The organism is Methanobrevibacter woesei, assembly GCF_003111605.1.
GTDB lineage: Archaea > Methanobacteriota > Methanobacteria > Methanobacteriales > Methanobacteriaceae > Methanocatella > Methanocatella woesei.
Map to the genome: position 1 here is coordinate 431,873 of NZ_MZGU01000004.1, position 13,745 is coordinate 445,617.

Here is a 13,745-nt window from a genome sequence, read left to right on the forward strand (position 1 = left end):
TAATAAATAATATTGATTGATTAATGGTTTTATTTAGAAATATTGAACCATTTTTTATATTTGGGAGTTTCATTATGAGTTTAATTATTGCTTATGTTGGTAAAAAAGGCTGTGTAATGGCTAGTGATAAAAGAAAAATTGCTTATTTTGGAAATAAAGAAAATTTAGAAGCTTTAGAATCTGAACTTTACAATGGTGAAATAGCTACTGATGAAGAGTTATATAAAAGAGCAAAAGACTTTGACATCAGTATCAAAATATCTGATGATGGTAATAAAATTGACACTGTTGGAAATACTGTAATGGGTGAAGTTGCTTCTAAAGGTGCTTTTGAAACAAAAAGAAGAAGAATCTATGGAACTACAAATGGTTATCAAATCATTGAAATCATTGGTTCTGAAATTGTTTCACGTAGTGCTGGTGAAAAAGCCATTATCATATTTGGTAATAACTTTGCAAAAAAAGAAGCTGAAGCTTTAATTTCTAAAAAATGGAAATCTACTTTAAGTTTAAAATATATGGGTGATATATTTAAAGAGATTATCAATGAAGTTTCCCAGAAAACCCCTACTTTGGGAGATAAATTTGATGTTTTAATCCAACAGCCTAAATTCACTGCAGATGAAGCTCAAAAATATTTAAATGAAACTATTGATCAAGATGTTAAAGTATTAGCTAAAATTAGGCAAAAACTACAAGAAGATTTAATTGAAAAATCTAGAGAGATTGAACTAGCTTCAAAAATTATAAATGAAGGGGATATTGGTGAAGTAAGTTCAATTGAGGGTAATATGTTACAAGTTACACTAAATGATAAGACTCAGGCTTTTGATAACAACTGGAGGCAACTTGCAAAACCTAAAGGGAAAGTTATAATGTTTTGCGAGACCGACGATGTTAAAATTGGAGATAAAGTTGTTATTGAAAATGAAAACTTATGTTTAGAAAAGAATAAGTCTAATCTTTCTTGTAATATTATTTTATGTAATTTGTAGTTTTTATGGAGGTTTAAATGAAAATTACATTTTTAGGAACTGGTGGTGGAAGATTCTCAACTATCAGTCAACGCCGTATGACTGGTGGTTTTAGAATTGATAATCTAAATGGTATTAATTTACATGTAGATCCAGGTCCTGGTGCATTAGTGAGAACCTATCAGTTTGGTCTTGATCCAAGAAATCTCAGCGGTGTTTTCATTTCTCATGCCCATACTGACCATTATACTGATGCAGAGGTTCTTATTGAAGCAATGACAAGGGGTATGACTAAAGAAAATGGAGTTATAATAGGTAGTGAAAGTGTCTTCAATGGTTTTAAGGATTGGGGGCCTTGCATTTCTAATTACCATAAAAGCAAATCTGAAAATGTTGTCCTAAAACCAGGTGATGTTAAAAAATTACCTAAGTTTTCCATTAAGGGAACTAAAACAATTCATGGTGACCCTACAGGTGTGGGATTTCAGATAAGAACTAAAAATATCAATATTTCCTACACTACAGATACACAATACTTTGATGATTTAGCTAGTTATCATGAAGGTGCTGATATCTTTATTTCAAGTGTCATTAGACCGGGTAGTCAGTCAATTCGTGGTCATTTATGTTCAGATTCTTTTATTAAATTGTTAAAAGAGATCAAACCAAAACTTGCTATTATGACTCATTTCGGATTAAAGATGTTATCTGATAATCCAGTTGTTGAAGCTAAAAAAATAAGTGATGCTTCTGGTGTTAAAACATTAGCTGCTTTTGATGGTATGGCTTTGGATGTTAACTTTAGAAGACCAGATAAATCTGTAATATCTTCACTTAAAGATGAAAACTCCTTTTTATACAGGAGAGAAAAACAGAATACTTACCAATCATCACTTAGAGCTCATGAAAATGATGAACTGACAATTGGTAAATCTAAATTTGATAAAGGAACCACTATTAAGAAGGATTTCACTTTATCAAAAAGATAATTTTTTTTAAAAGGCAAATAATTACTGTTTATCTAGATTGGAAGGATGGATAAAACCTGATTGTAACATATGGTCTGCAAGAACAATAGCTAAGCTAGATTCTGCAACTACTGTTACTCTAGGACAGATACATGGGTCATGCCTTCCTTTTATACTTATTTTTTCATTTTCCATTTCACAGATATTTACTGAATCCTGTTTTTTTGATATGGAAGGAGTTGGTTTTACAGCTATTCTTGCAACAATTGGCATTCCATTACTCATTCCTCCGATTATTCCGCCGGAATTGTTGGTTTTGGTAAATACTTTTTTATTTTCTATATAATATTCATCGTTGTTTTGACTACCAACTAAATTGCTCACTTCAAATCCACGGCCAATTTCAACACCTTTAACAGCCCCGATGCTCATTAAGATGTTAGCTATTTCTCCATCTAACTTTCCAAATACTGGTTCGCCAAGCCCTGCAGGAATGCCTTTAGCTATTACTTCAACAACACCCCCAACAGATTCACCTTCTGCTTTTTTAGAGAGAATTAGTTCTTCCATTTCACTAGCTGCTTTTAAATCTCCACAGCGAACAACATTTTTCTCCACATTCTCTTTGATGGTGTCGAAGTCATGTTCTTTGGATTTTATATTTCCAATCTCTGTAACATGTGCTACAATATCAATATTCCGGGTTTTTAAGAGTTTTTTAGCTATTGCTCCTCCAATCACATGGCCAATGGTTACTCTTCCACTTCCACGGCCACCTCCATTGTAGTCGTAGTTGCCGTATTTCTCCATCCATGCATAATCGCCATGTCCTGGACGAGGGGTGTCTTTAAACATTGAATAATCTTTAGAATGCTGGTCTTTGTTAAAAACAACTCCTGCAATTGGAGTGCCATCTGTTTTACCTTCGAAAATTCCAGATAATATTTGGACTTGGTCAGATTCATTTCTTGGAGTTGTAACCGAACTAGTTCCAGGTCTTCTTTTATTTAGCTCAATTTGAATATCTTCCTCACTTAAAGGAAGATTTGCTGGACATCCATCAACTACAGCTCCAATAGCTTTTCCATGACTTGATCCAAAACTTGTAATAGAAAATTTTCTTCCAATTGTATTTACCATTTATTTGCCTCTTTGTATTGCTATTTCATTTTTTATTTATCATAATATTTATAATACATCAACTATTTATTACTGAACATCTTATAGTTTTTTGAAGATGAATTAATAAGGAGGTTGATATCATGTGTCAAGAAATAAATGATATTTATAATACATTAACTGAAACTTATTCTCACCTTGACTGGTGGCCAACTGGTTCTTATAAATCATTAGATATTGATAAAAGCAAATATTTAGTGGAAGTTGATGATAGTTATCCTGAAGAATATATAGATCAATTTGAAATTATTATGGGAACTATCTTAACTCAAAACACTACCTGGGTAAGTGTGGATAGGGCATTAGCTAACTTGGCATTATACACAGATTTTAATCCGAATAATATTTTAGATTTCATTAATAATGACGCTGATAAATTTAAACAGTTGATAAAACCTTCTGGTTATTTCAATCAAAAAACAATTTATCTTAAAAATATTGCAGAGTTCTTCATTGAGCTGAATGGTAGAACACCAACAAGAAAGGAAGTTTTGGCAGTAAAAGGTGTAGGTAATGAAACTGCAGATTCTATTTTGCTTTATGCTTTTGGTGAAAAAGAATTTGTTGTAGATGCATATACAAAAAGAATATTCTCATATTTGGGATTTATTAAGGAAACTGCAACATATCATCAGGTTAAAAAGCTATTTGAAGAGAATTTCCAAGGAGATGTAGATGATTATAAGCAATACCATGCTTTAATTGTAGAACATGCTAAAAATTATTATAAGAAAAAACCTTATGGGGTTAATGACAATATATTAAATAAGTTTAAGAGATGATTTAATGTATTTTCCAATTACAAGAATGAGAAGACTTAGAAAAACTGAAGAAATTAGAAATATTGTACGTGAAACTAAACTTAATAAAGAAGATTTAATCTATCCAATTTACTTTAAAGAAGCTCTTAAAGGAAATGAAAAAGAGCCTATTACATCAATGCCTGGTGAATTTAGATACTCTCTTGATTCTGGAGTTGAATTTGCAAAACATCTTGAAGAAAAAGGTTTAAAATCAATTATTGTATTTGGTGTTCCTTTAGAAAATACAAAAGATAAAATTGCCACTCCTGCATTTAAAGAAGATGGAATTGTTCAGAAAGCTATTGCAAGACTTAAAGAGGAAACTAACCTTGTTGTAATAAGTGATGTATGTCTTTGCCAATATACTTCTCATGGTCATTGCGGTTTGATTGTTGAAAATGAGAATACAGACTTTGGTCTTGAAATATTAAATGATGAATCATTAGAATATATTGCAAAAGTAGCTGTTTCCCATGCAAAAGCAGGAGCAGATATAGTAGCACCTTCTGATATGATGGATGGTAGAGTAGATGCAATTAGGGAAGCTCTTGACAGTGAAGGATTTGAAAATGTTGCAATAATGTCTTATTCAGCTAAATATGCATCTGCATTTTATGAACCATTTAGAGAAGCAGCTTGTTCTTCTCCAGGATTAGGGCATCGTAAAAGTTATCAGATGGATCCTGCAAATGCACGTGAAGCAATCCGTGAATGTGAATTGGATGTTGCTGAAGGAGCAGACTTTTTAATGGTTAAACCGGCTCTTCCTTACTTGGATATTGTACGCATGGTTAAAGATGAATTTAATCTTCCTTTAGTTGCATATAATGTAAGTGGGGAATATTCTATGATTATGGCAGCTATTGAAAAAGGATACTTAACAGAAAGAGCAATATCTGAATCTTTACTTTCAATAAAAAGAGCAGGTGCTGATTTAATTATAACTAACTTTGCACCATATGTGCTTGAAAATGATTTAATTGAATAAGTGGATAATATGGACTCAGAAAAAATAGCTAAAATAGCTCAAATTGCATCCTGTCTTGAAGTTAGTGGATATCCAAAACCTGGAAATGTTCATAGAACTCGTGATTTTGATGATATGGTCTTTGAAGACTTTTTAATAAGTGGAGTTGTAATTGGAGATACAATCAGAAAAGCAGCATCTTCTGTTGATGCAAATTATCCTGAAAATGCTCAAATGGGAAAATACATCTTAGAAGCAGTTAAAGAAACTGATAACTGGATTGCAAATAACACTAATCTTGGAATTGTAATGTTGCTTGTCCCTATATCCTGTGCAGCAGCTATCAGTAATTCCTTTGATGAAATCAGAGAGAATGTTGTTAAATTAATGGCAGCCACTACTGTTGATGATGCTATTGATTTGTATGATGCTATAAACATTGCTGATGCTGGTGGAATGGGCGATCAGGATGAGTATGATGTAGCCAGTGAAAATGCAAAAGAGGAGTTAAGAGAAAACAATCAAACAATGTATGATGTTTTAAAAATCTCAGCTCCATGGGATAGACTAGCTAGTGAATTAACTACAGACATGCCAACATGCTTTGATATAGGTTTTAAAACATATTCTGAAGTTAAAAATAATGATTCCTTAAATAGGGCTTCAGTTTTAACTTTCCTGACTATTTTATCTCAAGTTCCTGACACTTTAATTTCTAGAAAGTATGGGGATGAGAAAGCTGGTGAAGTATCTAATCAAACTGAAGATTTGCTTAAATTTAAAGATGATAATGACTTTTCAGATAAATTAGATGAATTTGATAATTATTTATTTGAAAATAAGTTAAATCCTGGAACAACTGCTGATTTGACTGCTGCATCTATTATGCTTAGTTTTTTAGCTAGTGAATTTGACAGCTAAAAAATTTTCTTTTTTTTTATTTTTTAAATTTTCACTTTAAAATAGATTTTTTATAATCTAAACATTTATTAATTATCTAAACAAAAATATATAATATTATTAAATGTTTAATTATGGTGTTTAAATGAGTGAGGATATTAAAAAAACCATTAATGAATTACATATATATGAAAAAAAGCTTTTAAATGAACTAAAAAATAATGAAAATATCACTCCTGAAGAAATAGCTGAAAATACTGGAATGGATATTAAATCAGTTATGAGTGCAGCAGGTTCTCTTGCTTCCAAGGATATTATTGATGTTAAAAAGGATGTTGAAGAAACAATCTCATTAACAGAAGATGGAGTTAAATATGCTGAAGCTGGACTTCCTGAACGTAAACTTCTTGAAACTCTTGCAGATAAAAAAGAAATGAACATGGGAGAGCTTCAAAAAGAATCAGGTATTGATAAAAAGGATACCAGTATTGCTATTGGTTGGTTAGTCCGTAAAAACTGGGCTAAAATCAATAAAGGAATTGTTACTTTAACTGATTTAGGTCAGGAATCCAATGATTCTTTAGGTGATGATGAAAAATTATTAAATTTACTTTTAGAGAAAAAAGAAGCTCTTAAACAGAACCTTCAAGATGCATTAATTGATGGTTTCAAGAAACTTAATGACAGAAAAAATATTTTAGACATTAAGAAAAACACCTCACACTCTTTTAGTATTCTTGAAAAAGGTAGGGAAATCTTAAAAGAAGGATTTACTATTCAAGAACAAGCTACTCAATTAACACACCAACAACTTAAAGATGGGACCTGGAAAAACTTACAATATCGTCCTTATGATATTAATGCAGAAGCTCCAGAAATCTTTGCTGGTAAAGAACATCCATTAAGAAGAATCATTGATGAAATTAGGGAGATTTTCTTAAACCTTGGTTTTACAGAAGCTAATGGATCTGTTGTTGACTCTGCATTCTGGAACTTTGATTCACTTTTCCAACCTCAAGATCATGCAGCTCGTGAAATGCAGGATACATTTTATCTTAAAAATCCATTGACCTGTGATTTGCCTGATGATGAGCAGTTAGTTGCTGATACAGCTATTGTCCATAACACTGGTGGAGATACTGGCTCCATTGGATGGCAATATGATTGGGATGAAGATGTTGCAAAACAGGCTGTTTTAAGAACACATACTACTGGAATATCTACAAAATATCTTCATGAACATGAACCTCCATTTAAGATGTTTTCTGTTGGTCGTGTATTTAGAAGAGAAACTATCACTTACAAACACTTACCAGAATTCCATCAAGTAGAAGGACTTGTTGCAGCTCCTGGAATCAGCTATCAAAATTTACTTGGAATTTTAAAAGAATTCTACAAAAAATTAGGATTTGAAGTTAGATTCAGACCTGCTTACTTCCCATACACTTATTTATCAACTGAATGTGAAGTATATCTTGAAGATAAAGAGTCATGGATTGAATTAGGTGGATGTGGAATGTTCAGGCCTGAAGTTTTAGCTCCTTTAGGTATTGATGTTCCTGCATTAGCATTTGGTTTAGGTATTGAAAGATTAGCTATGATAAGATATGACATCTCTGATATCCGTATGTTATACAAAAGTGATATCAAATGGCTTCGTGAATTGCCTTTATCTGATGGAATTGATTTATAAGAACTCTTCATGAGTTTTTTTCTTTTTTTTAATTTATTTTAACTGGATATTTATGTCAATTAAGTTAACTTCATGGAATGTAAATGGTATCAGAGCTATTAACAAAAAAGAAGTTTTTCATAACTGGTTTAATAATAATGATTCAGATATTATTAATTTACAGGAAATCAGAGCCCAAATAGCTGATATACCAAAAGAAGTTTATGATGTAGATGGTTTCAACTCTTATTTTAGGGATGCTGTTAAAAAAGGGTACAGTGGTCTTGCAACTTACTCCAAAATTCAGCCAATTAATGTAGTTGAGAAAATTGGAAATCCAGCTATTGATGATGAAGGCAGATTTTTGAGAGTTGACTTTGAAGATTTTACTTTAATTAATACATACTTTCCAAATAGTGGGAGTAAAGCATCAAGATTAGATTACAAGCTTGAGTTCTGCAATACACTTGCTGATTATGTATGCAATTTAAGAGATGATGGATTCAATATTATCATCTGTGGTGATGTAAACATTGCACATAAAGAGATTGATATACGTTACCCAGATAGGAATCATGAAACTTCAGGATTTTTACCTGAAGAAAGGCAGTGGTTATCTGATTTTTTAGATTTAGGTTTTGTTGATACTTTCAGAATATTTAATCAGGAACCAGACAACTACACCTGGTGGAGTTATCGTTATAATGCAAGAGCAAAAGGTATTGGCTGGAGATTAGATTATTTCTTTGTGAATAAAGAATTTAAAAATAAAGTTTTATCAGCAGAAATAGAATCTGAGGTTATGGGTTCTGATCATTGCCCAATAACTTTAGAATTAGATTTATAGATTTTCAGATTCATTAATTAAAATTATAATACTCTGTTGACTTGTCCAATGTCTTCAATAATTTTAATATCTAATTTTTCTTTTTTTATTCTTATTTTTTCTCTTTCAGTAACATTGGAGTTTACAAGTATTGCACTCATTCCAGCATTAACAGCACCAAGTGCATCTTCTTTAAATTTATTTCCAATCATAACACACTTGTCTGGATCCCCTTTCATACGTCTTAATGCTTCCTGATAAATTTTAGGGCTCGGTTTTGAAAAACCAACTTCTTCAGAGGTAATTACTTCATCAAAGAAAGGATATATATTTAATCTAACTAGTTTTTCCCATTGTTTAATTGTTAATCCATTGGATATAACTGCTAAACGATATCCTTGACTTTTTAAGTAGATTAAAGTGTCATCGGTCTTTGGAAATGGTCTTAATAGTGCAAATTTAACATTATGGTAAGTTATCATACCTAAAGCTACAAGCATTGGATCTTCTTTTCCTAAAACAGTTTTTGTCAACACATTAAAGTGTCTATCATAGTTAGAACCTTTCTCTTTAATAATGTCTTTTAGAAGATAATATGCTTCATCTTTATCTAAAGGTAGGCCATTATCAACCATAAGTTCAATAGCTGCTTTTCTTGCGGTTTCTGCAAATGTTGAGGTATCAAGTAAAGTATCATCAACATCAAAAAATACAACACTTTCATCTGCTTTATCAGTTTTTCTCATTAATCTTAATTTTTTCATTTTGTATTATTTAAAAATTGTTATTGATTTAATTTTTAAAAATGAGGATTATTATAAAAAATTGAAGATTAAATGTACATTACTTGTATTTAAAATGAGCTTTAATAAAATCTTTTTATTTAAAAAAATGCATCAAGACTTTGCTGTTTTTCACCAGCTGCCAAATCTTCTAAGTCTTTTTTGCTGTATCCAAGAGAGTTCATAATTCTTGAAATAGCTGGAATTAGTTGATTGTGGATGTAGTAATCTTTGTCATATTCATATCCTTCAATGTACTCGTAAGGAACTGCTCTTTGGCTGATGTTGCCTTTTCCTTTAACTATAATATATTGGACAATTGTACCTTTGCTGACAGATATTCCATGTTCTTCTAATCTCTTTGCAGCCACTACATGAGGCCCAATCTGTTTATAATCACTTAATTTTTTAGTAATCTGTGTATGGATTCTTAAGTCTTTAGGAGTAACATTTCCAGATTTTATTTTTTTCAAGACTTTTTTAACAGCTTCAATAGCTTTATCAGTGTTACCTTCACGTAAAATAGCCATTAAAACTTCTTCTTGTGTTTTTTTAACAATTGGTGCCCAGTCTCTTCTTACAAGTTCAAGACCTTTAGCTATTATCTCTCCATCTTCAATAACAGCATATCTTTTTTTACTTACAAAAAAGCCACGCCTGTAAAAGCCTTCATATTCAAGCTCCATACTTTCAGGAAGGTTTGAGTTAATATAATCAATGAACTTCTGTGCTTGGCTTTTTATTTCTTTTTCGATTTCAATTTGTTTTTCATCTTCTTGCAATATTAGCACCAAATTAAATTAAAGTTGTTATTTACTTTGTTTTGGTTTTAATTTAAATTTTACCAATGAATAAAAATAAGTAATCTAGATGAAAAGGAAAATATATTTTAATTAAGTTTGTTATATATAAAAATGTATAAATATCAAGGAGATAAATATGTGCGCTAGAAAAATCCAAATGCCTCGTGAAGTTTATATTGGTCCTGGTGTTGTCCATGAAACTGGGGAAATTTGCAGTAGCCTTAAGCTTTTTAAGGATATCGTACTAGTTACTGGTAATAATACATATGATATAGCTGCAAAACCTACAATAAGTAGTTTAGAAGAATATGATTTTAATATTGATATTGTTAAAGTTCATGAAGCTTCTTTTGATTCAGTAAATGAAGTTAAAGAATTAACAACTGAAAATTCCACTGTTATAGGAATAGGTGGAGGTAAAGTTATTGATGTTGCTAAATTAGCTTCTTTTGATGAAAATGCTTATTTTGTTTCAATGCCAACAGCTGCTTCACATGATGGTATGTTATCTCCTCAGGCATCAATAAAAGACTCTAAAAAAGCCACATCTGTTAAAGCGCATGCTCCAATTGCTGTTATTGGGGATAGTGAAATTATAGCTAATGCACCTCCAAGATTATTATCTGCAGGTTGTGCTGATTTAATTTCAAATTTCACAGCTATTAAAGACTGGAAATTGGCTCATCGTTTAAAGCATGACTCTTATAGTTCATCAGCAGCTTCTTTATCTTTAATGTCTGCAAAGTTAATTACAGATAATGCTGAGAATATAAAGCCTGGTTTAGAGGAAAGTGCCCGTTTAGTTATAAAATCTTTATTTAGCAGTGGTATGGCTATTAGTATTGCAGGCTCCAGTCGTCCAGCTAGTGGATCTGAACATAAATTCTCCCATGCTCTAGATTTAATTAACGAAAAATCTGGTCTTCATGGAGAGCAATGTGGTATTGGAACCATTTTAATGATGAATGTTTATGGTGGAGATTGGGAATTTATTAGGGATAGTTTAAAAGCTGTTGGAGCACCTACAACTGCTAAGGAGTTAGGAGTATCTGATGATGATATTATTGAGGCTTTAACCTTGGCACATACAATTAGACCTGAACGTTATACTATTTTAGGTGATAATGGATTTTCAAAAGATGCTGCTTATGAAATAGCTATTAAGACAGGAGTGATTTAATGATTACGCTTATTGGAAAAGATTTAGCAAGACCTGGAGTAAGTTTTGTCTTTTATGGGCCTGCAGAGGAATGTAAAAGTTGCAGATTTAAACCTTCTTGTGTTGATTCTTTAGAGAAAAATAGAAAATATGAAATTATTGAAGTTAAAGATAATGAACAGAAATGTCCAATTCATGGTGAAAACTCTGTTATTCCTGTTGTAGTTGAAAGAGCAGATATAGATTTACTTTCCAATTCAAAAAATATTTTTGAAGGATCTACATTTGAATATAGTGCTCCAGAATGTAGTGAAAACTGTGAATATCATGATGAATGTTTCCCGGAAGGTTTAGTTGATGGTGATAAATGTATTATTATAAAAAATCATGGAAAACATCATGGTGAATGTAAAAAAGGATATAAACTTAATAAACTTACTTTAGGTTTTGTGATTTAATTTAATAGGTGTTATTATGAATCTTAAAAAAGATGCAGGATACAAAGCAGCAGAATATGTAAAAGATGGCGATATTTTAGGTTTAGGTACTGGTTCTACAACTCATTACTTTATTGAAAAAGTAGGTATGAGAATCAAAGAGGAAGGAATTAATGTAATGGGAATTCCAACTTCATTTCAGTCTTTATTACTTGCTAAACAGTGGAATATTCCAATAACTAGCTTAGAAGAGCATGATATTGATTTGGCTGTAGATGGTGCTGATGAGGTAGATGGTGACTTTAACCTTATTAAAGGTGGAGGAGCAGCTCATACTAAAGAAAAAATTGTTGATTACTCTGCAAAGAAATTTATTGTAATTGTAGATGAATCCAAATGTGTTGATAAACTTGGAGCTTTCCCAGTGCCTGTTGAAGTCATTCCAGAAGCATCAAGGACAGTAATAAATGCTTTAGAAGATATGGGTGCAAGTTGTGAAATTAGAATGGCTGAAAGGAAAGATGGTCCTGTAATAACTGATAACGGTAACTTTGTAATTGATGCTAAATTTGATGAAATTGAAAGTCCATGCCATTTGGAAATAGACTTAAACACCATTCCGGGTGTAGTTGAAAATGGTATATTCTCTCAAATGGTCGACAAAGTTATTGTAGGAACTTCTGAAGGTATTAAAGAATTATAATGAGGTGTTTTTCATGCCAATAATGGGTGGAATTCCAGGTGATTTAAAAGACACATTAAATAAATGTTTATTCTTAGTAGGTGCATTTATAATAATCTATGCTATACTTTGGATATTGGCTGAGTTGCATTTGATTCCAGCTATAATCTTTATGATTTTCCCACAATTGGTTTTACTATCTATTGGAATCTTTATTGTCTACATGGCTTATAGTAGAAGAAACATCTACTAATCTTTTTTTTTTTTGATATTATGATTGCTCACAATGATTTTAAGTTAAATACCAATAAGAAATTTCAGATAATTGATATAACCTCTAAAATCAATGAACTAATAGCTATTGAAGAGGGTATTGTAAATATTTTCTCAAAACATTCCACTTCAGCTATTGTGGTAAATGAAAATGAGAAAGGCCTTTTAGAGGACTTTGAGTTTATGTTTGAGAATTTAATTGATGAAAAATACAGCTGGCAGCATGACAGAATTGATAATAATGCCACATCTCATTTGAAGTCATTTTTACTTTCTTCAAGTGAAACTTTGCCTGTGAAAAACTCAAAATTAGATTTAGGAACTTGGCAGTCTGTATTTTTTGTTGAGCTTGATGGACCAAGAAGCAGTAGAACTGTTAATTTAACTTTTATTGGTAAATAGCTATTTTTTTTAAATATTGGTTTGAAGAAGTGTAAAATAAGTTTTTTGATAATTTAAGTGAGAATATGGTTTACAACATTGCTGTTTTTGGATCTTGTGTAAGTAGGGATATTTTTTACAGTAAAATTAATCATAATTATAAGGAATATTTTAATGTTGTTCTTTCATCTCAAAGAGGTTCCATAATCAGTTTGATGCAACATCCTGTTGAATTTAGGATTGAAGATATAGCAATACTTCCAGAATCACAGGTAAATAATTCGAGAACTCGTTTTATAAAAGAAGATTTAAATAAACACTTCTTAAAAGGATTAAACAATAATATTGATTTGCTAATTTTTGATAATTACTTTGAAGATAGATTTGGAGTATTAGAAATTGATAATAATCAGATAATTACAAATAATGAATGGGATTTACTTGAAACTGAATTTTATAATAATCTTAAAATTAAGAATCCTCTAAATATGAGAACTAATAAAAAAGATTATTTTAAATTGTGGCGTGAAAATGTTGACTTGTTTTTTGATTATTTAGATACTCATTGTCCAGATACTAAAATTGTTTTAAACGAAGCCAGAGTTGCATATAATGTATTAAAGAAAGATAAAACAGTTGAATCTAATAAATATTATAAAAAAGAGAGTAAAATAAGAAATAAGAATATTAAAAGGTTAGATAAATATATTATCAAAAATTATGATGTTAATTGTTTAAAATTTGATAATAAAACATTAGTTGATGAGAACCATATCTGGGGAATTGGGCCTGTACACTATGAAAATAAAGTTTATGCAGATAGACTGCATGAATTAATACAAATAAGTGAGAATAATAATTTAACTTTCCTTGATAAATTAAAAAACATTTTTCATTAACTATTTATTAAAAAAAGAGTTTAAATTAGATATTTTTTAA

16 protein-coding genes are annotated in these 13,745 nt (G+C 30.8%); 13 read left to right on the forward strand and 3 right to left on the reverse strand.

Annotated elements, in window-relative coordinates; translation table 11 throughout:
- Positions 1-74 precede the first annotated feature (74 nt).
- Together MBBWO_RS04755 and MBBWO_RS04760 are read left to right on the forward strand one after the other, a co-directional pair.
- Positions 75-995, forward strand: a complete 921-nt coding sequence (locus MBBWO_RS04755; RefSeq protein WP_116669733.1) for an MJ0548 connectase family domain-containing protein — start codon at positions 75-77, stop codon at positions 993-995.
- A 17-nt stretch (positions 996-1,012) separates the two neighbouring features.
- Positions 1,013-1,963, forward strand: coding sequence for an MBL fold metallo-hydrolase (locus MBBWO_RS04760; RefSeq protein WP_116669734.1), 951 nt, complete (start codon positions 1,013-1,015; stop codon positions 1,961-1,963).
- A gap of 21 nt (positions 1,964-1,984) precedes the next feature.
- Here the strand turns inward: MBBWO_RS04760 and aroC are convergent, their stop codons facing one another.
- Entirely contained in the window at positions 1,985-3,082 is a 1,098-nt protein-coding gene (aroC, locus tag MBBWO_RS04765; RefSeq protein WP_116669735.1) for a chorismate synthase, read from the reverse strand.
- Positions 3,083-3,204: 122 nt separating this feature from the next.
- On the opposite strand from aroC, the gene MBBWO_RS04770 reads away from it, so the two are divergent.
- From MBBWO_RS04770 to MBBWO_RS04790, 5 genes are all read left to right on the forward strand, one after another.
- Positions 3,205-3,903 (forward strand): endonuclease III domain-containing protein, encoded by a 699-nt coding sequence (locus tag MBBWO_RS04770; protein ID WP_116669736.1) that lies wholly within the window; start codon positions 3,205-3,207, stop codon positions 3,901-3,903.
- A 4-nt stretch (positions 3,904-3,907) separates the two neighbouring features.
- A complete protein-coding gene (hemB, locus tag MBBWO_RS04775; protein WP_116669737.1) occupies positions 3,908-4,912 on the forward strand; it encodes a porphobilinogen synthase in 1,005 nt (334 codons plus the stop codon).
- Between the two features lie 9 nt (positions 4,913-4,921).
- The gene (locus MBBWO_RS04780) at positions 4,922-5,812 is read left to right on the forward strand and encodes a triphosphoribosyl-dephospho-CoA synthase (RefSeq protein ID WP_116669738.1); all 891 of its coding nucleotides are present in this window, start codon (positions 4,922-4,924) and stop codon (positions 5,810-5,812) included.
- 124 nt (positions 5,813-5,936) lie between these two features.
- Entirely contained in the window at positions 5,937-7,484 is a 1,548-nt protein-coding gene (gene pheS, locus MBBWO_RS04785) for a phenylalanine--tRNA ligase subunit alpha (RefSeq protein ID WP_116669739.1), read from the forward strand.
- Positions 7,485-7,536: 52 nt separating this feature from the next.
- Positions 7,537-8,310, forward strand: a complete 774-nt coding sequence (locus tag MBBWO_RS04790; protein WP_116669740.1) for an exodeoxyribonuclease III — start codon at positions 7,537-7,539, stop codon at positions 8,308-8,310.
- A 23-nt stretch (positions 8,311-8,333) separates the two neighbouring features.
- Here the strand turns inward: MBBWO_RS04790 and MBBWO_RS04795 are convergent, their stop codons facing one another.
- Together MBBWO_RS04795 and MBBWO_RS04800 are read right to left on the reverse strand one after the other, a co-directional pair.
- Positions 8,334-9,035: a TIGR02253 family HAD-type hydrolase gene (locus MBBWO_RS04795; RefSeq protein WP_116669741.1), complete on the reverse strand. Its 702-nt coding sequence runs from the start codon at positions 9,033-9,035 to the stop codon at positions 8,334-8,336.
- A 137-nt stretch (positions 9,036-9,172) separates the two neighbouring features.
- Positions 9,173-9,853, reverse strand: coding sequence for a DNA polymerase domain-containing protein (locus tag MBBWO_RS04800; RefSeq protein WP_394340362.1), 681 nt, complete (start codon positions 9,851-9,853; stop codon positions 9,173-9,175).
- Between the two features lie 157 nt (positions 9,854-10,010).
- Between MBBWO_RS04800 and MBBWO_RS04805 the strand changes: the two genes are divergently transcribed.
- The 6 genes from MBBWO_RS04805 (at position 10,011) to MBBWO_RS04830 (ending at position 13,705) form a co-directional block, all read left to right on the forward strand.
- Entirely contained in the window at positions 10,011-11,054 is a 1,044-nt protein-coding gene (locus MBBWO_RS04805) for an NAD(P)-dependent glycerol-1-phosphate dehydrogenase (protein WP_116669742.1), read from the forward strand.
- Complete coding sequence (locus MBBWO_RS04810) at positions 11,054-11,491, forward strand: UPF0179 family protein (protein ID WP_116669743.1); 438 nt, start codon at positions 11,054-11,056, stop codon at positions 11,489-11,491. Before MBBWO_RS04805 ends, MBBWO_RS04810 begins: the two co-directional genes overlap by 1 nt.
- Positions 11,492-11,507: 16 nt before the next feature.
- Positions 11,508-12,173, forward strand: a complete 666-nt coding sequence (gene rpiA, locus MBBWO_RS04815; RefSeq protein WP_116669744.1) for a ribose-5-phosphate isomerase RpiA — start codon at positions 11,508-11,510, stop codon at positions 12,171-12,173.
- Between the two features lie 13 nt (positions 12,174-12,186).
- Positions 12,187-12,405, forward strand: coding sequence for a hypothetical protein (locus tag MBBWO_RS04820; RefSeq protein ID WP_116669745.1), 219 nt, complete (start codon positions 12,187-12,189; stop codon positions 12,403-12,405).
- Between the two features lie 17 nt (positions 12,406-12,422).
- Entirely contained in the window at positions 12,423-12,827 is a 405-nt protein-coding gene (locus tag MBBWO_RS04825) for a secondary thiamine-phosphate synthase enzyme YjbQ (RefSeq protein WP_116669746.1), read from the forward strand.
- A 65-nt stretch (positions 12,828-12,892) separates the two neighbouring features.
- Positions 12,893-13,705 carry a DUF6270 domain-containing protein gene (locus tag MBBWO_RS04830; protein WP_116669747.1) on the forward strand — a complete coding sequence of 271 codons (813 nt, stop codon included), beginning with the start codon at positions 12,893-12,895 and terminating at the stop codon, positions 13,703-13,705.
- Positions 13,706-13,745: the final 40 nt, after the last annotated feature.

What these genes read in the sequence shown, in the direction of transcription:
- pheS (WP_116669739.1), top strand. Translation starts at nt 5,937, where the DNA reads ATGAGTGAGGATATTAAAAAAACCATTAATGAATTACATATATATGAA.
- MBBWO_RS04795 (WP_116669741.1), bottom strand. Translation starts at nt 9,035, where the DNA reads ATGAGAAAAACTGATAAAGCAGATGAAAGTGTTGTATTTTTTGATGTT.
- MBBWO_RS04770 (WP_116669736.1), top strand. Translation starts at nt 3,205, where the DNA reads ATGTGTCAAGAAATAAATGATATTTATAATACATTAACTGAAACTTAT.
- MBBWO_RS04760 (WP_116669734.1), top strand. Translation starts at nt 1,013, where the DNA reads ATGAAAATTACATTTTTAGGAACTGGTGGTGGAAGATTCTCAACTATC.
- MBBWO_RS04810 (WP_116669743.1), top strand. Translation starts at nt 11,054, where the DNA reads ATGATTACGCTTATTGGAAAAGATTTAGCAAGACCTGGAGTAAGTTTT.
- MBBWO_RS04790 (WP_116669740.1), top strand. Translation starts at nt 7,537, where the DNA reads ATGTCAATTAAGTTAACTTCATGGAATGTAAATGGTATCAGAGCTATT.
- MBBWO_RS04805 (WP_116669742.1), top strand. Translation starts at nt 10,011, where the DNA reads ATGTGCGCTAGAAAAATCCAAATGCCTCGTGAAGTTTATATTGGTCCT.
- MBBWO_RS04780 (WP_116669738.1), top strand. Translation starts at nt 4,922, where the DNA reads ATGGACTCAGAAAAAATAGCTAAAATAGCTCAAATTGCATCCTGTCTT.
- aroC (WP_116669735.1), bottom strand. Translation starts at nt 3,082, where the DNA reads ATGGTAAATACAATTGGAAGAAAATTTTCTATTACAAGTTTTGGATCA.
- MBBWO_RS04820 (WP_116669745.1), top strand. Translation starts at nt 12,187, where the DNA reads ATGCCAATAATGGGTGGAATTCCAGGTGATTTAAAAGACACATTAAAT.
- MBBWO_RS04755 (WP_116669733.1), top strand. Translation starts at nt 75, where the DNA reads ATGAGTTTAATTATTGCTTATGTTGGTAAAAAAGGCTGTGTAATGGCT.
- rpiA (WP_116669744.1), top strand. Translation starts at nt 11,508, where the DNA reads ATGAATCTTAAAAAAGATGCAGGATACAAAGCAGCAGAATATGTAAAA.
- MBBWO_RS04830 (WP_116669747.1), top strand. Translation starts at nt 12,893, where the DNA reads ATGGTTTACAACATTGCTGTTTTTGGATCTTGTGTAAGTAGGGATATT.
- hemB (WP_116669737.1), top strand. Translation starts at nt 3,908, where the DNA reads ATGTATTTTCCAATTACAAGAATGAGAAGACTTAGAAAAACTGAAGAA.